The 17,994-nt window shown below is 65.7% G+C and carries 16 protein-coding genes; 8 read left to right on the top strand and 8 right to left on the bottom strand.

The features are described from left to right. The first annotated feature begins 3 nt into the window (after positions 1 to 3). From HMA55_RS00725 to HMA55_RS00745, 5 genes are read left to right on the top strand one after another with little or no spacing between them, the layout of a single operon-like run. Complete coding sequence (locus HMA55_RS00725) at positions 4 to 1,833, top strand: arabinofuranosyltransferase (protein WP_181191181.1); 1,830 nt, start codon at positions 4 to 6, stop codon at positions 1,831 to 1,833. Positions 1,834 to 1,843: 10 nt separating this feature from the next. Further along, a complete protein-coding gene (locus tag HMA55_RS00730) occupies positions 1,844 to 5,038 on the top strand; it encodes an arabinosyltransferase domain-containing protein (RefSeq protein ID WP_257802386.1) in 3,195 nt (1,064 codons plus the stop codon). A gap of 19 nt (positions 5,039 to 5,057) precedes the next feature. Further along, positions 5,058 to 5,948 (top strand): cutinase family protein, encoded by an 891-nt coding sequence (locus HMA55_RS00735; RefSeq protein ID WP_181191183.1) that lies wholly within the window; start codon positions 5,058 to 5,060, stop codon positions 5,946 to 5,948. Beyond that, the gene (locus tag HMA55_RS00740; protein ID WP_181191184.1) at positions 5,941 to 7,836 is read left to right on the top strand and encodes a M13 family metallopeptidase; all 1,896 of its coding nucleotides are present in this window, start codon (positions 5,941 to 5,943) and stop codon (positions 7,834 to 7,836) included. The genes HMA55_RS00735 and HMA55_RS00740 overlap by 8 nt, the downstream gene beginning before the upstream one ends. Next, positions 7,800 to 8,498: a hypothetical protein gene (locus HMA55_RS00745; RefSeq protein ID WP_181191185.1), complete on the top strand. Its 699-nt coding sequence runs from the start codon at positions 7,800 to 7,802 to the stop codon at positions 8,496 to 8,498. The genes HMA55_RS00740 and HMA55_RS00745 overlap by 37 nt, the downstream gene beginning before the upstream one ends. Here the strand turns inward: HMA55_RS00745 and HMA55_RS00750 are convergent. Genes HMA55_RS00750 through HMA55_RS00760 form a run of 3 tightly spaced genes read right to left on the bottom strand, consistent with a single transcriptional unit; the run spans position 8,419 to position 10,132 of the window. Beyond that, positions 8,419 to 9,168 carry a hypothetical protein gene (locus tag HMA55_RS00750; RefSeq protein WP_181191186.1) on the bottom strand — a complete coding sequence of 250 codons (750 nt, stop codon included), beginning with the start codon at positions 9,166 to 9,168 and terminating at the stop codon, positions 8,419 to 8,421. The two genes, HMA55_RS00745 and HMA55_RS00750, sit on opposite strands and share 80 nt — an antisense overlap. Further along, positions 9,165 to 9,845, bottom strand: coding sequence for a VOC family protein (locus HMA55_RS00755; protein WP_181191187.1), 681 nt, complete (start codon positions 9,843 to 9,845; stop codon positions 9,165 to 9,167). Before HMA55_RS00755 ends, HMA55_RS00750 begins: the two co-directional genes overlap by 4 nt. Beyond that, entirely contained in the window at positions 9,845 to 10,132 is a 288-nt protein-coding gene (locus HMA55_RS00760; protein WP_181191188.1) for an RNA-binding S4 domain-containing protein, read from the bottom strand. Before HMA55_RS00760 ends, HMA55_RS00755 begins: the two co-directional genes overlap by 1 nt. A 17-nt stretch (positions 10,133 to 10,149) precedes the next feature. Here HMA55_RS00760 and HMA55_RS00765 point away from each other — a divergent pair, with 17 nt between their 5' ends. Beyond that, complete coding sequence (locus HMA55_RS00765) at positions 10,150 to 11,178, top strand: CapA family protein (RefSeq protein ID WP_181191189.1); 1,029 nt, start codon at positions 10,150 to 10,152, stop codon at positions 11,176 to 11,178. Here the strand turns inward: HMA55_RS00765 and HMA55_RS00770 are convergent. From HMA55_RS00770 to HMA55_RS00780, 3 genes are read right to left on the bottom strand one after another with little or no spacing between them, the layout of a single operon-like run. Then, the gene (locus HMA55_RS00770; protein WP_181191190.1) at positions 11,175 to 11,885 is read right to left on the bottom strand and encodes an SDR family oxidoreductase; all 711 of its coding nucleotides are present in this window, start codon (positions 11,883 to 11,885) and stop codon (positions 11,175 to 11,177) included. The two genes, HMA55_RS00765 and HMA55_RS00770, sit on opposite strands and share 4 nt — an antisense overlap. Next, the gene (locus tag HMA55_RS00775; protein WP_181191191.1) at positions 11,882 to 12,454 is read right to left on the bottom strand and encodes a LysE family translocator; all 573 of its coding nucleotides are present in this window, start codon (positions 12,452 to 12,454) and stop codon (positions 11,882 to 11,884) included. The genes HMA55_RS00770 and HMA55_RS00775 overlap by 4 nt, the downstream gene beginning before the upstream one ends. Then, positions 12,451 to 13,083 carry an alpha-ketoglutarate-dependent dioxygenase AlkB gene (locus HMA55_RS00780; RefSeq protein ID WP_181191192.1) on the bottom strand — a complete coding sequence of 211 codons (633 nt, stop codon included), beginning with the start codon at positions 13,081 to 13,083 and terminating at the stop codon, positions 12,451 to 12,453. Before HMA55_RS00780 ends, HMA55_RS00775 begins: the two co-directional genes overlap by 4 nt. Positions 13,084 to 13,257: 174 nt before the next feature. On the opposite strand from HMA55_RS00780, the gene HMA55_RS11480 reads away from it, so the two are divergent. After that, positions 13,258 to 14,700, top strand: a complete 1,443-nt coding sequence (locus tag HMA55_RS11480; protein WP_181191193.1) for an HNH endonuclease — start codon at positions 13,258 to 13,260, stop codon at positions 14,698 to 14,700. Here the strand turns inward: HMA55_RS11480 and thpR are convergent. Continuing rightward, on the bottom strand, positions 14,688 to 15,230 hold the full coding sequence (gene thpR / locus HMA55_RS00790) for an RNA 2',3'-cyclic phosphodiesterase (protein WP_181191194.1): 543 nt from the start codon (positions 15,228 to 15,230) through the stop codon (positions 14,688 to 14,690). The two genes, HMA55_RS11480 and thpR, sit on opposite strands and share 13 nt — an antisense overlap. Positions 15,231 to 15,255: 25 nt before the next feature. On the opposite strand from thpR, the gene HMA55_RS00795 reads away from it, so the two are divergent. Then, positions 15,256 to 17,367, top strand: coding sequence for an ATP-dependent helicase C-terminal domain-containing protein (locus tag HMA55_RS00795; protein WP_181191195.1), 2,112 nt, complete (start codon positions 15,256 to 15,258; stop codon positions 17,365 to 17,367). On the opposite strand, the gene HMA55_RS00800 is transcribed toward HMA55_RS00795, so the two are convergent. Then, complete coding sequence (locus HMA55_RS00800; RefSeq protein ID WP_181191196.1) at positions 17,348 to 17,986, bottom strand: Rib/alpha-like domain-containing protein; 639 nt, start codon at positions 17,984 to 17,986, stop codon at positions 17,348 to 17,350. The genes HMA55_RS00795 and HMA55_RS00800 overlap by 20 nt on opposite strands. Positions 17,987 to 17,994 lie beyond the last annotated feature (8 nt).

Genomic DNA, 17,994 nt, shown 5'->3' on the forward strand with positions numbered 1-17,994 from the left:
CGCATGACTACCGCTTACCACTCCGACGAGCTATCGGCGGGGCAGACTGCTGTCCGAACCGTCGCGGCTGGGCTCGCCGGCGGCGTGCTGGCCCTTGCGGCCTGGTTCGTGCTGCATCGCGTCTCGCTGCCGGCCTTCAACACGTCGATGGTGACCAGGTCGCTGGCCACCGGCGCGTCGTTCGTGCTCATCGGCATCGGTGCAGCTCTTGCCGTGTTGTGGTCCAAGGGAAAGCGGCCTTGGATCTCTTCCGCCGTAATGGCGCTGGTGCCGGCGGGGCTGGTGGTGTCCTCGATCGGCGTTCCGCTCGCCGCGACCAAGCTGTATCTGGACGGCATCCAGGTGGACCAGGGCTTCCGCACCCAGTTTCTCTCCCGCATGACCGAAAACCTCGGCCACGCCGATATGGCGTACAAGGACTTGCCCACCTTCTACCCCATGGGCTGGTTCTGGCTGGGCGGGCGCACCGCCAACGTGCTGGGGATGCAGGGCTGGGAGGTCTACCAGCCGTTCGCCATCGCCTCCCTCGCCGCCGGTGCGGCCATGCTCACCCCTGTCTGGCGGAGGCTGACTGGCTCGCTGCCCACCGCGTTGGCCATTGCCACGGTGACCACCGCGGTCGTGCTCACGAAGGTGCCGGAGGAGCCCTACGCGGCCGTGGTGGCCATGTTCGTGCCCGCGGCCGCAGTGATGGCGCACCGGGCGGTGAACGGCTCGTGGGCGGCCACCGTTGCACTCGCGGTCTACCTGGGCATTTCGGCTAGCTTTTACACGCTGTTCACGGCTATCGCGGCCCTGACGGTGGTGGTCATTGCCGTTGTGGCGGCGGTACACCGACACAGTGCCGCACCGCTTATCCACCTCGTCGCCGCAGGCGCACTATCGCTGGCCATCGCCGCTGTTGCCTGGGGCCCGTATATCTGGCGGGTGCTTACCGGCGACGAGCAGCTGGAGTCCACCGCGAACCACTTCCTGCCCATCGAGGGCACGTATTTCCCGCTGCCTTTCTTCGCTTTTTCCCTGGTTGGGCTGCTTTCCATGATCGGCCTGATCTACCTGATCAGCAGGATTAGGGATCCGGAGATTGGGGCCCTTGGGGCGTCGATAGGCGTGTGCTACTTGTGGGCCCTGGCTTCTATGGCGATCACCCTGCTCGGCACCTCGCTGTTGGGTTTCCGCCTGGAGGTGCTCGTTGTGGAGCTGTTTGTCACCCTCGGCGTGATTGCCATCGCGGAGTTTGGGCTAAACAAGTACACCCCGGTCGTCGCCGTTGTCCTGGCGGTGGGTGCGCTACAGATGGTGCAGAACATCCCGGTGGAAAACGAGGACTACATCGACCAGGCCTACGCCGACACGGACGGCAACGGCGAGCGCGCGGACCGCTTCCCGGCGGACGCGGGCCGCTACTACAACGAGATCGCCGCCTACATCGAGGACCACGGCCACAAGGAAAACGAGGCAGTGGTCTACACCGACGAGATCAACTTCATGGCCTTCCACCCCTTCTTCGGCTTCAACGCCTACACCAGCCACTACGCCAATCCGCTGGGCGAATTCGAGCATCGCAACGACGAGCTGAAGCAGTGGGCCGAGATCTCCTACGACGACCCGGAGAAGTTCACCGAGGCTGTGGATGCCTCCCAGTGGGAGCCGCCGGCCGCGTTCATCTTCCGCGACAACGGCAAGGACGGCTACAAAACCCACATCGCGCACGACATCTACCCGAGCCAGCCAAACGTGCGCTACGAAGGCTTGTTCTACAACCCCGAGGCGTTCGAGCAGGACTGGGACGTCAAGCAGATCGGCCCGTTCGCTGTCGCAGTGAGGAAGTAAGGTGTCCGCTGTGAGAAAAGTCCAGACCACCGCGATTGTCGCGGGCCTCATCGCGTTTGTCCTGCTTGTGCTCGTGCCGTTCTTGTCGGTGAAGCAGACGGAATCTTCCGTGTCATGGCCGCAGAATGGCACCGTGGGTTCCGTCAACGCGCCGCTGATCTCGCTGGCGCCGCAGGAGCTCGAGGTCACGGTGCCGCTGCAAGCCGTCGAAGCGCTCCGCAGCGACGAAACCATGATCCTGGGCACCCTCCCCGAGGACTCCCCCAAGGCCAGTGACCGCGGCTTTTTTGTCACCTCCCCAGACGGCGGCCTGGTGGTCAGCTCGCTCAACGACGTGCTTTTGCAGCTCACGCCCGCGCAGGTGAAGAAGTTGCCCGCCGATGCGCAGCTCACCGCGAAGCTCACCCACGAGGGCACCACGGTGGAGATCCCGGGCACGGATTACGCGGAAGACAGCGAGGACGACTACCGGCCGCAGCTCACCGGCATCTACACCGAACTCCAGGATGAGCAGAAGCTTGTCGACGCCGGATTGAGCGCCCACGTGGACATCAACTCCCGCTTCACCTCGCAGCCCACCCTGATGAAGACGCTGGCGATGGTCCTCGGCCTGATTTCCGCCGTGATTGCGCTGTGGGCCCTGCGTAAGCTGGACGGCCCAGCCCCGCGCCGCCAGCGCCAGCGTTTCAAGCCTCTCGACGGCCTGGTGGTCGCCGTGCTCAGCTTCTGGCATATCTTCGGCGCCAACACCTCCGACGACGGTTACTTGCTCACCATGGCACGCGTGGCCGCGAACACGGACTACATGGCCAACTACTACCGCTGGTACGGCGTGCCGGAGGCGCCGTTCGGCTCGCCGTTCTACGACCTGCTGGCCCTGCTCGCGCAGGTGAGCACCGCATCGATGTGGATGCGCCTGCCGTCGCTTCTGGCCGCTCTGGGCACCTGGTGGCTGCTCTCGCGTGAGATCCTGCCCAAGCTGGGCCCTGCGATTGCGAACAGGCGCGTCGCCCACTGGACCGCCGCGCTGGTGTTCTTGGCGTTCTGGCTGCCATACAACAACGGCACCCGCCCGGAGCCCATCATCGCGTTCGGCTTGATGCTCACATGGGCGCTGTTCGAGCGCGCCATCGAGACGGACCGCCTCGCCCCGGCCGCGTGGGGCACCATTACGGCGGCACTGACCCTGGCCTGCGGCCCCACCGGCTTGGCGGCGGTGGGCGTGTTCCTGATTTCGCTGCCCTGGGTGTTGGGGACCATTGGGCGTCGTGAAGCGAAGCTCGCCTACATCGCGCCGTTCCTCGGCGCGGGCATGGCGGTGATGGTGCCGGTGTTCAAGGACCAGACCCTGGCCACCGTGCTGGAGGCCACCGCCGTGCGCTCCCAGGTGGGCCCGGCCATGCACTGGTTCGAGGAGTGGAGCCGCTACTCCGTCCTGTTCGAGCAGACCGTGGACGGCTCCCTATCTCGCCGCTTCCCCATGTTCGTGCTCTTCTTAAGCGTGGGCCTGATCCTGTGGTGGTTCGCCCGCGGCGGGGAGAAGACGCCGACCGCGAAGCGCATGATGCTGATCATCGGCCTGTCCACCTTCTTCCTCATGTTCACGCCAACGAAGTGGACCCACCACTTCGGCATCTACGCCGGCCTGGGCGCGGCGATCGCGGCGTACGGCTCGGTGGTGCTCTCGCGGATTGCGCTGCAGTCCAACCGCAACCGCTCTTTCGCCACTGCGGCGGTGCTGTTCCTGCTGGCGCTCACGTTCGCGGGCTGGAACGGCTGGTGGTACGTCTCCTCCTACGCCGTGCCCTGGTGGGACCGCACCCCGCAGCTCAAGGCCGTCGAGTTCAACACCGTCATCCTTGCGCTCGCGCTGGTTGTTTTCGTGGTGGGCGTGGTGCAGAGCATGCGGGGGCCCAAGCCTATCGACGCCTCTCGGTGGGCCGGCATCATGTCCGCCCCTATTGCCGTGGCGGCTGCCCTAGTGGTGGCGTTGTCGTGCCTGACGTTTGTGAAGTCCTTCGCCTCCCAGGCCCCCGCCTACTCCGTGGGCATGGGCAACGTGCAGACGTTCGCTGGCGACCGCTGCGCCCAGGGCTCGGACGTGCTGCTGGAGGACGACACGAACGACTCGTTCCTCACGCCTGCCAACGGTATCCCGCTGGGCAAATCCCTCGACTCCGGGGAAAGCACCGGATTCACGCCCGACGGCGTGCCGGCCTTCATCGCCTCTGAAAACGCCGACACCTCAGACGCGAGCCGCCAGCAGGTGCAGGACGACGACACCGCGGACGTGGATCCGACCTCCGACGAGGCGCAGTCCACCTCCCGAGTGAACACGCAGGGCAACCGCCCCCGCTCCCTGCGCGGCGTGAATGGCTCCACCGTGCGCCTGCCGTTCGGCCTGGACTACAACCGCGTCCCGGTGCTGGGCACTTTCGAGGACACGCCGACGCAATCCGCGGAGTTGGAAACCGCTTGGTTTGAGCTCCCGGAGAAGTCCGAGGAACGCCCGCTGCTGGTGGCCTCCGTGGCCGGCCGCATCGCTCACCACGACATCAACGGCATCGAGCAGGAAGGCACCGAACTCAAGCTGGAGTACGGCCGCACCACCGAGGGCGGCGTGGAAAAGCTCGGCGACGTGGAGATGCTGGACCAGGGCCCGTCGCCGGCCTGGAGGAATCTGCGCTATCCAGTCGACCAGATCCCGGAGGAGGCCGACGTGGTCCGCCTGGTGGCCGAGGACTCCTCGCTCGCAGAGAGGGACTGGTTGGCTGTGACCCCGCTGCGCAACCCGAAGCTGGTGGAGCTGGGCCAGGTGTTCGACTCCGACACCCCGGGCTTGCTGGACTGGACCGTAGCGTTCCAGTACCCGTGCCAGCGCCCGTTCTTCCACTACGCGGGCGTGGACGAGATCCCGGAGTACCGCATCATGCCGGACGCCCCGGGCAAAGCGCAGCTGTCCGGCTTCATGGACTTCCTCGGCGGCGGCGCGCTCGCCCCGACGGAGGCGGTGAACACCTCCTACGAAATCCCCGGCTACCTCAGGGATGACTGGCAGCGCGACTGGGGATCAGTGGCGAAGTACAGCCGCCGCACCAACTCGGCCGGCGACGCCCCGGCGCTCGCACAGGTAGACGTCACGGAGACCACCCGGTGGGGCCTGTACACCCCCGGCCCGATGAAGGTACGCGACCCGAGCGAGTAAGAGGTATGATCCTTCCGCTATGAAACTGCCGAAGATTGCGGCCGCTGCCGCCCTGCTGTTGTCCCTGGTGGCCGCCCCCGCCGATGCCCAGCCGGTGAAAACGCTCCCGGGCCAGAAAGGGTGCGCCGCGCACTACCTGGTGGCGGTGCCGGGCGGCGCCAACACGGCGGAAGGCATCCCGGACTTCGTGCCGCACGGCGGCAACGTGTTCATGACTGGCATTCTCACCCGCGCGGGCACCGCCGGGGAGATCCAGCCGCTGTGGGTGTCTTACCCCTCCACCCCGTTCGCCACCACGGAGTACGAGAAGTCCAAGGCCGGCGGATTGAAGCGCGCCCGCACCACCGTGTCCAAGCTGGCCAACGCCTGCCCGGACGCGAAGTTCAGCTTCACGGGCTACTCCCTGGGCGCGGACATCGCTGCCACCCTGACCAGCGATATTGCCAACGGTCGCGGCCCCATCAACCCCGAGCGGGTCTCCGGCGTGGCGTTGTTTGCAAACCCGCACCAGGGCGGAAACGGTGCGGTGTTGTCCCGCGGCACGTCCCCGGATTCGCGCGGTTCCCTCGGTTCCCTGCCGGACGGCTACGGCGTACTGGGCCCGCGAGTGCTGGAGATCTGCCGCACGGACGACCTGGTGTGCTCCATGCGGGAGGCGCACCGCGGCCTGGTGTCCCCGGCCATGCGCACGAACCTCGCGGCCGGGCGCGTCCCGCTCAACGAGTTCAACGCGCTGTTCTACTCCCTGGGTCTGCAGTCTTTCGGTGTGTTCCGCGACATCCGCTCGCACGGCGGCTACAACTTGAGCCAGCAGCGTGAGGCCAGCAACTGGATTATCCAGCAGTCCCACGCCCCTTTCCAGATTCCCGTGCCGGAGTTGGAGCCAGATGTAGCATTGGGGCATGCATGACCTCTTTGAACTGGTAAACGGCGAGTGGGCCCGCACCCACGAGATTCCCGCTGACCGTGGTATAGATGGCGCGTTCTACGCCCTGCGCGATAAGTCCGAGGAGGATGTCCGCGCCATTTTGGAAGACGGTGCAGGTTTGGGCGGCGACATTTTCCAGTCCTTTATGGATGTCGGCCGCGTGAATGCTGCGGGCATCGACGCGTTGAACCCGGACCTCGCAGAGATCGAGGTCTCCAGCGTCGAGGATTTCGTGCGTGGCCTTGGCAAGCTGGAGCGCGTCGGCATCGGCGGCCCCGTCACCTACTGGGTGGAAAAGGATTCCCAGGGCGAGGACTCGGTGCCCTACATCATCCAATCCGGCTTGGGTCTGCCGGATGAGGCCTACTACCGCGAGGAGGACCACGCTGAAACCCTCGCGGCGTACCAGCAGCACGTGGCCAAGATGCTCGGTTTCCTGGAGCCGAAGTACCTGCTGGGATTGACCCCGGAGATCGCGGCGGAGCGCATTGTCAACCTGGAGACCCACCTGGCCGCCAGCCACTGGGACGTGGTCAAGGCCCGCGACGCTGTTGCCACCTACAACCCCACCACCCTCGAGGAGATGCCCCCGCTGGTGCGGGTGCTTCTGAGCGCCTCTGGTATTCCCGCCGGCAGAGTCATCGACATGATGCCTTCCTACACCGCCGACCTAGACGCGATGCTGCGCCGGGAGACGCTGGCGGACTGGCAGCTCTGGGCGGCGTGGAATATCCTGCGCTCCCGTGCCGGCGTGCTGGCAGAAGCCATCGGCGAAGCCAACTTTGAGTTCTACGGCAAGCGCCTCTCCGGCGCCACCGAGCAGCGCGACCGCTGGAAGCGGGGCGTGGGGCTGGCGGAGTCCCTGGTAGGTCAAGAAATTGGGCGCAACTACGTGGATAGGCACTTCCCGCCTTCCTCCAAGGAGCGGATGCTGGAGCTGGTGGACTATCTCATTGCCGCCTACCGCACCAGGATCCAGCAGCTGGAGTGGATGAGCGAGCCGACGAAGGAGCGGGCGCTGGAGAAGCTTGCCCAGTTCAACGCGAAGATCGGCTACCCGGAGAAGTGGCGCAACTACGACGGCCTCGAGTTCGGCGCGGACCTGGTGGAAAACGTGCGTGTGGGTGCCGCGTTCGAGCACGACTACCAGCTGTCAAAGATCGGCAAGGCGTCCGACCGCGGCGAGTGGGTGTCCTCCCCGCAGACCGTCAACGCGTTCTACAACCCTGTGGTCAACGACATCACCTTCCCGGCCGCGATCCTTCAGCCGCCGTTCTTCGACCCTGACGCAGACGCCGCCGAGAACTTCGGCGCGATTGGCGCGGTGATCGGCCACGAGATCGGCCACGGCTTCGACGACCAAGGCTCGCGCTACGACGGCCTGGGCAACCTCAACTCCTGGTGGACGGAGGAGGACCGCACCAACTTTGACAACCTCACCGCCAAGCTGGTGGAGCAGTTCAACGGGTTGGTCCCTGCGGTGCTGGAGGGCACGAAGACCAAGGGCGTGAAGGGTGAATTCACTCTCGGCGAGAACATCGGCGACCTCGGCGGCTTGGGCATTGCCGTCGTGGCGTACAAGAAGTACTTGGCGGACCACGGGATGGAAGATGCCGCACCCGCGAGCTTCGGCGACCTGGACGGCGAGTACACAGGTTTCCAGCGCCTCTTTTTGGCGTGGGCACGCGTGTGGCGCTCCAAGGCGCGTCCGGAGATGGCAGCGCAACTCCTGGCCATTGACCCGCACTCCCCCAACGAGTTCCGCTGCAACGTGATCGCCTCCAACGTGGACGAGTTCTACGAGGTCTTCGACGTGGAAGAAGGCTCCAAGATGTGGATCGCTCCCGAGGACCGGGTGACAATTTGGTAGAGCACATCAACGAGCAGGGCGACCCGAACTTCAACGTCGGCGGGATCAAGCGCGAGATGCCGCCCGAGCTGCAGCTGGAGCAGCTCGCGTCCTACATTCACGCCACCTACGAGGATTCCCCGAATTACCTGGCGCTTTTGCCTGACCGCATCACCCACGCCGCCATGCTCATGCTGGGCACTGCCGTGGACCACGCGCTTCCGGCCACCAAGTGGGCGCAGCAGGTCACTGTGGAGCCGCACGCGCTCGGCGCCGTATTCGTGCCCAGCAAGCCCAGCGGCAGGTGGGCCGTTTCCCTTTGGGACGGCCCCGCCGCGGCGAAGGACATGCTCTGGCGCCCCGATGTTGCCGCCGCCGCAGAGTTGTCCGGGACCACGATCCTGGACGTAGACAACCCAGCCGACGCCGGAGAGGCCGTGGCAGCGACGGGCGCAACCGTGGTGTGGGCCCTCGGCGACGTGGCGCTGCCGGCCGCGGAGAACTACATCGTCACCTTCCCCGACACCCAACCCCAGGTTGACGGCCTGATCCAGGTCCGCGCCGGCTCAGGATTAGAGGGCACCGAGTACTACGCGGACGGGTTTATTTCCACCCCGGCAGAGATACGTCGCCGAGTGCGGGATGCCGCAGACGCGATTTCGGGGAATCTTCCACCTGGTTGATGCCCATCCGCGTATCCACGGTGTTCTCGTAGGCGGTCCCGAGCGTCAGGGCCGCCACGGTCCAGGTTTCGTCGCCCGCCTCGCCGAAGGAGACGCTGCCGGTGGCGCTCTTCCGGTCGTCCGCCCACCCCATCTTGGAGCCCCGCACGTTGTGCAGCCGAGCGGTGCCGAAGCCCTGGATGAAACCGTCCTGCGCCACGGCGGCTTGCTTCTCCATGCCATTGAGCAGGGGTTTCGCCACCGGGTCCCACAAAATCCCGTTCACAAACGTGGCCAGGTCGCGCGCGGAGGTCTCGGTGTTGCCCCAGGCGCCGCCCCTGCGGGTCTGCCGCAGTTCGAAGTCTTCCGCGATCTCGTCGATCGCCTCGGGGTGCGCGCGATCCAGCTCGCTGGCGATGGCGTCGTCAGAGCTCTCCACCATCTTCTGCACCTTGTCCTTCTCCTCGGCGGTGCCGTTGTAGAGCACCCAGTAGCCGAGGTAGAGCTTGGCCAGCGAGAGTGCCGGTCGCGCCTCCTCCGCATCAGGCGAGATACTCACCCGCCCGTCGGGATGCACCACAGCGAGCGCGGTGCGCTCCCGCGCGTAGCTGGGATCCACATGGTAAGCGGACGCTTGGGGTGCGAGCAGCATGCTTATCGACGCCGCCAGCGCCACCCCCAACTTCCTCACAGCACCGATTCCGCTTCGTCGACGTCGTCGAAGACCGGCTCATCCACCTCGGAGAGGAAGAACTGCGCGCCGTTCGGGTCGTGCACGCCTGCGGTGCCGTTCTCGGGCCCGAACTCCACGCCGCCCCCTAGGACCTCCACCTGCTTGCACGCCGCGTCCACGTCGCGCACGCCGAAGTAGCTGAACCACTGCGCGTGCTCGCCGACGAACATGCCCAAAAACGGCGCGCCGTCCTCGAACGCGATGTAGTAGCCGTCTTCCTCGCGGATCTCCCAGTCGAAGAGTTCGCCGTAGAAATCGATCGCGCCCAGGCTCGGCGCGCTGTACTCGTACCACACCGGAACACCGGGCTCACCGGCGGCGACGAAGCGCTCCGACGGGTCCTTCAACCCGAACAGGCCGCCGGCCGGGTCCTGGCACAGAATCACCGTGTCGTCGGAGCTGAGCACCTTGCCGCCCAGCTTTTCCACGTTGTCGGGGCTGCCGATGAAGGAGGTCACCCACATGTCCATCTGCGCCGGGACTAGGCCAGCCACGGGTAGCCCGTCCTTGCGCGCGATGCCGTCCACGATTTCCCACCCGAGCAGCTCGGAGTAGAAGTGCGTGGACTTCAACACGTTCTGCGTGACCAGGTCCTGCCAGAACGGCATGCCCTCTTTGCCCTCGAATGCCGGCATTACATGTTCCTCCACTTCTCCGGGTCGAAGTCATCGTTGGCGGTGCGTTCGTCAAAGTAGTCCCCGTCGTCGCCGTCAACGACGACGGTGGCGGAGTCAGGGCCGAGGCCGACGGTATCGCCGTCGATAAGCGAGTGCCCACGCGAGGTGACCACCTCGTTGTTCACGGTGACCTCCCCGCCCACGATCGCCTCTTTGGCGTGGCCGCCGGATTCGACCAGATTGGCCAGCTTGAGAAATTGGCCGAGTTTGATCGTCTCGCCCGAAATGGGCACGTCGATATGCATGCCGGTTAGTGTAAGGCATGCGAAGAATCTGGGCGCTGGCCCTCACGCTACTGCTTGCCGGATGCACGCAAGAGGTTCCGGAAGAGCCCGAGGTGGTTGAAGAATCCACCGTGACCATCCGCTCCGTCGGCGACATCCTGGTCCACTCCGACGTGTACACCGCCGCGCGCACGGACACCGGCTTCGACTTCTCTCGCATGTTCGACCCGGTCAGGGGGTACATGCAGGACGCGGACATCACCACCGCGAACATGGAGGTCCCCGTCGCGGGCGAAGCGTTCGGCCTGTCCGGGTACCCGCAGTTCAACGCGCCCCCGCAGATCATCGACGCGCTCCAGGGCGCCGGTGTGGACATCGTGAACAACGCCACCAACCACTCCATGGACCGCGGCGGCGAAGGCGTGCTCGCGTCCACCGGCAACATGCGCGAGCGCGGCATGCTCTACACCGGCAGCTACGCCTCTGAGCAGGACGAAGCCACCCCGCGCATCATCGAGGCCAACGGCATCACCGTCGGTTTCCTCGGCTTCACCTACGGCACCAACGGCCTGCCCGTTGAGCAGGAGCATTTTGCATCGCTTATCGACGACACCCTGACCGCCCACATCGCCACCCTGGATTCCCAGGTGGACGTGGCGGTGGTGATGCTGCACATGGGCGAGGAGTACGCCCCGCTGCAGAATGACTTCCAGGAGCAGACCGCCGCGGCGGCCCTGGAGGCCGGCGCGGACCTGGTGCTCGGCGGGCACCCGCACGTGGTGGAGCCGTTCGCCGGGCCCATCTGGTACTCCCACGGCAACTTCCTGCACGGGCAGTGGGAGGAGCCGACCAAGATCGGCGGCATCGGCGAGTTCACGTTTACCAAGCGCGGCGACGAAGTCTCGTTTGCCGGCGCCCGGTTCATGCCCACCTACACCGTCGGCCCGCCCATCAGCTACGACCACCGCGTGATCCCCCTCGTTGAAGCCGCCGACTACGTGGACGTGGAGGCCTGGATGGCGGACCTGCGCGGGCGCCTCAACGTCGAAGTGGTGGACTATCTCTAGCGTTCCGCCTGGTCAACCGGCATGATGCTCATCGTGTCGATGTTCACGTGCGCCGGCAGGCTGGCCACCCAGCGCACCGCCTCCGCCACGTCCTCCGCGGTGAGGTTATGCTTGCCCTCGTACACCTCTCTTGCGCGCGCCTCATCGCCCTTGAACCGGTTCAGCGAAAAGTCCGTCTTCACCCTCCCCGGGTCGATTTCGCAGACGCGGATGCCGTTCTCCGCCTCCTCGCGCCTGAACGCCCTGGTCACGCCCCTCAACCCGTGCTTGGCTGCGTTGTAGCCGGACCCGCCCTTGTACGCGTCCGTGCCCGCCACCGACCCGATGTTCACCACCAGCCCCTTCGCCGCCTTGAGCTGCGGGTACAGCGCGCGCGTGACCCGCATGGTGCCCATCACGTTGGTCTCGAACATCCACTGCCAGTCTTCATCTTGCGCGTCCCGCAGGTAGTCCAGCTCCTTGGCACCGCCCGCGTTGTTGACCAGCAGGTCCACGCGCTCAAGCTCCGCCAGCTTCTCCACGCTTCCCCGGTCCCCCACGTCCAGCCGCACCGCCACGCCCCCGATCTCGTCGGCGATTTGCTGGCACATGTCCAGGCGCCGCGCCGCTACGACGACCTTCCAGCCGTCATTTGCCAGCGCTCTGCAGGTCGTCTCCCCGATGCCTGCGGACCCACCCGTGACTACCGCTACCTTCTGTTCGCTCATGCGCCGAAGTGTAGGCCCTCCCACAACATCCAGATGGCTAACGCTATGAAGATTGCGCCTGTGGTGACGTCGATAAGCTTGCCGTATTGCTCGATGGCCCGCGACATCGCGCGGACCGCCAGCGCAAACCCCACGAACCACGCGATACCGGTGAGCACGAGTACCGGCGCCGCAACCCAACCGACGTGGGCGAACTGGGCGAAGATCGCGCCGAAAAAAAGGATCGCCTTGGGGTTGGAAAGGTTGGTGGCCAGACCGGTGAGGAACGGCCTCGCCACCTTTTGCCCTGCCGGGATCTCGGCACCCGAGCTGTGGATGGCGCCGACGCCCATCCACAGTAGGTAGGCGCCGCCCAGGATCTGCAACACGGACAGAATCCGAGGAAATGCCTGCATCAGAGCGCTCAGGCCGGCCAGCGAGGCGACGATCCAGATGGTGTTGCCCAGCATGATGCCCAGCGCACACAGCACGCCCGACCTGCGGTCCTTCGAGCCGACGCGGATGATTTGCACCAGGTCCGGCCCCGGGCTCGCAATCGCCGCCAGCCACACTCCGAGCAGCGCGATCATCGTTCCTCCATTTGCCGCATGGTGATGTTGAGCCTGCCTTCGAGCAGGTCGGACGTGCCACTCCTTGCGCCGAGCACACCGTGCCTAGCCCTCCTTGCGGGCCCGCCGAACACCACCGCGTCTCCGGACATGAGCAATGTATCGCGGCCTTCGATGCGGAAGACGGTGTCCTGCCCGAATGAGAGGCTGACCACGGCGTTTCCAGACTTCTCATCCGCGTCCACATGCAGCCCCATCCCCTTGCCCGGCGGGTAGAAGTTGACCAGTGCGGTCTGGATGCGCGGAGTAGGCCCAACGAGGGGATCGATCTCCCTCGCCCGCTCCATGACGCGGTCGGCGATGCCCTGGAAATTCCCCGGAACCGCCGGCACCGGGTGCCCATCGACCTCTCTGAGCATCCGGTACGGATTGGTGGCCCAAAACCACCCCAGGGACAGCAGCCAGGCATCCATTTGACCGTTGCCGACCTTTGGACGTCGCATAGCAACCGGCGTCCCCGCCGCCTCTCGCGCAAGCTGACGAGCCTGCCCCACAAGTGCATGCTGCTCCTCCTCGTCGAGGAAAGCAGGCAGATGCACAGCACCAGGAATGATGCGAGCAGGCGGGCGCGGAACGGCGGTGAAGAGCACATGATCAATTTAGCGTGTCGGACCTGTTTTGTATGGTTTGCGGATACTTCGGTGGAGCTGACAGTAGCATATCGAACATACATACTGTCAAGAGCTCCTCTTATCATGGTGGAGATATTGACAGTCGTTTGTGTGTGCGATATGCTCGAACGCAACAAACAGAAAGGGGGGACGGTGACAACCGCAACCGCTACACCAAAACTGTTCCGTAACCAGCGAAAACACGACCCAGACAGCGAGTGCGCCCAGGCCATACGGGACACGTACTGGACCATGTTCGGCCACTACGCGTTTCCCGGCTTCAACGTGGACGATTTCGACGCCACCGTGACACAACTGCAGCTCGCCACCGGTTGGCACAAGGGGTTTGTCAAGAACGCGATCCTCGGCCACGCGGCGCTTCAAGAGCTGCCTCGGCTGCGCGAGCTCCAGCAGGACACGCGCGTGATGGACGTGGGGCACCTCACCGCGGTCTACACCGCCATCGAAGAGCTGGGGCCGGATGTCACGGAAGAAGCGCTCAAGCTTATCGACGACATTCTGTTCGACACCTTCACCCCAAAACGCCACGACCAGACCGTCCCGCAACGCAACACGGTCACGGACCGCATCAGGGCCGCCATCAAACGCATGGACCCAGACCGGGCGTACGACAAGCGCAAGCGCCAACAGCGCGAGAAGGACACCGCCGACCGGTTCCGTGTGGACGAGTTCCACTCTGGCGGCAAAGACCGTGCCGTAGTGGAGTTGATGACCAACCCGCTGTATGCCCGGAAAATCCAGGCCAACGTCACGGCCGTGGCCCGCGAACTGGGAATCAGCCACGCCGAAGCTGCGACCAAACTGCTGAGTGGGGAGTGCGCCGGCATCGAGGTGGTCCCTGTGCTGAACGTCTACACCCCGACAAACCGCGCGGTGGGTGGTCCGGTGTACCTGCCTGGCAGTGGCTGGACGGATATCGAGGCCACGTCGGCGTTTGAGGAGTGGCTGGCCGACACTTTCCCTATCCAGCGCAACTTGGACGAGGCGGCGGAGAAGATGCTGAAAGGCTACGCCCCCAATGATCCGATGCGCCGTGCCGTCCACGCCCGCCACCGAACCTGCATCTACCCCGAGTGCAACCGCCCGGCCGAGCAATGCCAGTTGGACCACCGCATCCCGTTCGAAGACGGCGGCCCCACCAAGGTGGACAATCTCTTCCCCTTATGCCAAAAGCATCACAATATGAAGACCGATCGCAGGGCGTTCTACATCCCCGACCCCCTCACCGGCGACGTGATTTGGTTGTTCGCTGACGGCTCCTACGTGCTCGCGGCGCAGGACAGCCTCCTGCACGACCAAATCACGCCTTACAACCCACGCTGGCAGTCGAACATGTCCAGCGTGCGCAAAAACCGGGCTCGTGCGGCGGAGTTCTTCGCCAAAGGTCACGCCATTCTGGACGCTTTCGACCGCGACCTGGACCTCGATCAGGCCAACGCGGCAATCGATGACCTAGAACAGGAATACGGCATGAAGTTTGGGTTCACCCCCGAAATGCCGTACGTGGAACCCCTCCCGCAAGAACCGGTGGAGGCCCCGTTCCCAGACCCGAAGGAGGAGGCTTATCGCAGGTAGAAGGTGTCCACCACCTCGTATTTCGGGCCGCCACTTCGGCCCTTTCCCAGGTGGGATTCGAGCAGCAGAACTTCATCGGCCGCAAACTCGGGCCCGGAGTAGATGGCGAGGGCATGGGCGTGGTCGTCCAGAAGCCACGGGTCCCTCGTCCGCGTGCCCGTCCGCGCGACAGACAGGTGCGCGCGCTGCCGACGCCGCACGTCTGGGTCGAGTTGGCAGTCCGCCATCAGGTCTTTGAGCGGTGCTTTGTCCCCGCCCACCCCGATCCACAGGGTGCGCCGGTCAAAACACCCGGCCCCCCGTAAATGCAGGCGGAGTGGCCGGGTGAACGCGGTGGCTTGGGCGAGGTGGTCGGTGACTGCCGCGGCGTCGTTAGGCTGCGCCCCGTAGAACGCCACCGTGATGTGCCAATTGTCCGGGTCGGACCACCGCACTTCTGTGCCCGAGAAGTTGCGGATGGGCCGCAGCGCGGTGATGAGGTGTTCGCGGACATCGGCCGGTGGGACGATCGCTGCGAAGAGGCGTCTCATGGCCCACACGCTACCCTGGATTGCCATGTTCGACCTCGCGAAAATCGGCAGCGGCCTCCCCGTCTTCCGGGTGATCGGCCAGCTGCCAGCGCAAGGGCCTCTCGTGGTCGAGGCGCCGCCCGGCACGGGTAAGACCACGCTGGTGCCGCCGGCAATCGCAAATAAGGTGGGGAAAACGCTGGTCGTGGCCCCGCGCCGGGTGGCGGTGCGGTCCGCGGCGCGGCGCCTTTCGCTTCTCGACGGCGCTCCGCTCGGCCACCGCGTCGGCTACAGCATCCGTGGGGAGCACAAGGACGGCTCGCTGGTGGAATTCGTCACGCCCGGGGTGTTGCTGAACCGCCTGCTGAACGACCCCGGGCTGGAGGGCGTCAACGCGGTGGTGGTCGACGAGGTGCACGAGCGCCAGCTGGACACCGACCTGGTGCTGGCGATGTGCATGGAGGTGGCGCTGCTGCGCGACGACCTCTATCTGGCCGCCATGTCCGCGACCCTGGACGCGCAGAAGTTCGCCGACCACATGGGCGCGCAGATCCTCTCCACGGAGGCCGTGACCCACCCACTGGACATCGCTTACACCCCGCACCCCGAGCGCATTCAGGGCACCCGCGAGTTCTACCGGCACGTGGCCATGCAGGCAGGCGGCGACCACCGCACGCTCGTGTTCGTGCCGGGTGCCCGGGAGGTGGACCTGGTCTGCGGCTACCTCAAGGACGCAGCGCCCCTGCACGGGCGCCAGAGCAGCGCGGAGCAGGATGAGGCGCTCAACGGGAATGCCCGGGTGGTGGTGTCCACTGCGGTGGCGGAGTCCTCCATAACCGTGCCTGGGGTGCGCAAGGTGGTGGACGCGGGGCTGTCCAGAGTTCCCAAACGCGACAGCCGCGGCATGACCGGGCTGGTCACGGTCTCGGAGGCGAAAACGAGCGCGGACCAGAGGGCGGGACGCGCCGGCCGCCTGGGTCCGGGCGAGGTGGTGAGGGTCTTTTCCCGCGACGAGTACGCGAAGATGCAGCCGGATATCACCCCGGAGATCCTCACCGCCGACCTCACCGGGGCACTGCTGGTTATGAAGGCGTGGGGTTCGCCGGACCTGCCGCTTCTCGACGAACCGAAGGACCTCACCGAAGCCGAATCCAACCTCGAAGCACTCGGGGCGACACAAAACGGCAAGATCACCGCCTTTGGCCAGAAGCTTGCGAGTATGCCCCTGGATCCGAGACTCGGTGCGGCGCTTCTCGAATGGGGTGCCCAGGCGGCCCCGACGGTGGCCCGTCTCGCGGGGGAGGCGGACGCGAAAAGGCTGCGCAGGCTGGTAAAAGACAAGGGCCTGGTAGACCCCGGCGAGGTGATCGCGAGCGCCTTCCCGCAGTGGATAGCCAAGAAGATGGGCGACGAGTACCTGCTGGCGTCGGGCACCCGGGCGAGGTTCAATTCCAACGCCGAATGGATCGCGGCAGCGCAGCTGCAACGCACGCAGGGAGGCGCGATCATCCGGGAAGCCGAGCCGATCGCGTTCCCGGAGCACCGCGTGGTGGAGGAAACCCGGGCGTTTCTGGAGGACGGCAAGGTCAGGGGCAGGAGGATCGCGCGGGTCGGCGCGATCGAGTTGCGTTCCACCCCGGTCAAGCTCACCCCGGACGGGGCGGCGGAAGCGCTCACGGACGTGGATTTTGCCAGCTTCCCGCTGACCAAGGAGGAGCAGCACCTCAAGGAGCGGCTCGATTTCCTGCACGAGACCCGAGGCTGGCCGGACGTGAGCCAGGGCGATTATTCGCTGGAGGTGCGTGAGGTGGCCGGAGGTGCGTCGATAGGCAGTTGCGACATGCGGCAGGCGATGTTGAGACAGCTGGACTGGAAGCAGGTGGCGGAACTTGATGCCGCGGCGCCGAGGCAGTTCGACTACGGCAGCGGCCGGCCAGTGAAGCGGGTAAAGCTGCAGCACATGTTTGGCAAGAAGGGCGAGCGCGTGTCGGGCGTGAAGGTGCTCTACCACCTACTTTCCCCGGCAGGCAGGCCGCTTGCGGTCACCGACGACCTGGACAGCTTCTGGCAGGGCCCGTACCAGCAGGTGCGGAAAGAGATGCGGGGGCGCTACCCCAAGCACGCGTGGCCCGAGGACCCTACTGGCACTGAGAAATGATGGCGCCGGCGCCGGCGAGGCCCGCGGCGGCGAGGATGGCGGCGATGCCCATGTCCACGTCCCGGGAATTGAGGTCCCGTAGCTTCACGTCCACCAGGAACGGAACGTTGCCCACCTGCAGCTGCAGGTGGTTCTGCCGGGCCACGAACGGGAAGCTCAGCTGGGAAGCGAAGCCGAGTGGGAGCAGCACCAGCAGCGGCAGGCCGACACCGACGGCAGTGGCCGCGCAGCGGTGGGAAACCTCGGGGGCGTACTGGACGAACGCGTCGATGACCGCGCCCTCATCGGATGCGTCGTTGTCGGCGCCGACGGTGACGCTGACGGGGAACGTCTGGGTGCTATCGTCCGCGAACGTGGCGGTCACCGGCCACTCGTAGGAACCGGGGGTGACGTCCTCCCCCGGCGCGAGGCGGATAGTGCCGTCCGGGGTGATCGTGGCCCACGCGGGTAGGGACGGCGCGTCGTACCACGCGGCACCGCGCGGCAGCGGAGGTTCGATGGTGGCGGTCAGGCCGGGAGTGACGTTGGTGGGAACGTATCCGTTATCGGCGTGAGCTGGGGATAGAGGCGCGCATGCGAGCGCGAGCACGCTCGTCAGTGCGATGATTTTGGTGCGCATATCCGTGG

This window comes from Corynebacterium wankanglinii (assembly GCF_013601005.1).
GTDB lineage: Bacteria > Actinomycetota > Actinomycetes > Mycobacteriales > Mycobacteriaceae > Corynebacterium > Corynebacterium wankanglinii.

Excerpts from the sequence above, each read along its gene's own strand:
- HMA55_RS00725 (WP_181191181.1), top strand. The coding sequence starts at position 4 with ATGACTACCGCTTACCACTCCGACGAGCTATCGGCGGGGCAGACTGCT.
- HMA55_RS00735 (WP_181191183.1), top strand. The coding sequence starts at position 5,058 with ATGAAACTGCCGAAGATTGCGGCCGCTGCCGCCCTGCTGTTGTCCCTG.
- HMA55_RS00740 (WP_181191184.1), top strand. The coding sequence starts at position 5,941 with ATGCATGACCTCTTTGAACTGGTAAACGGCGAGTGGGCCCGCACCCAC.
- HMA55_RS00755 (WP_181191187.1), bottom strand. The coding sequence starts at position 9,845 with ATGCCGGCATTCGAGGGCAAAGAGGGCATGCCGTTCTGGCAGGACCTG.
- HMA55_RS00760 (WP_181191188.1), bottom strand. The coding sequence starts at position 10,132 with ATGCATATCGACGTGCCCATTTCGGGCGAGACGATCAAACTCGGCCAA.
- HMA55_RS00765 (WP_181191189.1), top strand. The coding sequence starts at position 10,150 with ATGCGAAGAATCTGGGCGCTGGCCCTCACGCTACTGCTTGCCGGATGC.
- HMA55_RS00770 (WP_181191190.1), bottom strand. The coding sequence starts at position 11,885 with ATGAGCGAACAGAAGGTAGCGGTAGTCACGGGTGGGTCCGCAGGCATC.
- HMA55_RS00775 (WP_181191191.1), bottom strand. The coding sequence starts at position 12,454 with ATGATCGCGCTGCTCGGAGTGTGGCTGGCGGCGATTGCGAGCCCGGGG.
- thpR (WP_181191194.1), bottom strand. The coding sequence starts at position 15,230 with ATGAGACGCCTCTTCGCAGCGATCGTCCCACCGGCCGATGTCCGCGAA.
- HMA55_RS00795 (WP_181191195.1), top strand. The coding sequence starts at position 15,256 with ATGTTCGACCTCGCGAAAATCGGCAGCGGCCTCCCCGTCTTCCGGGTG.
- HMA55_RS00800 (WP_181191196.1), bottom strand. The coding sequence starts at position 17,986 with ATGCGCACCAAAATCATCGCACTGACGAGCGTGCTCGCGCTCGCATGC.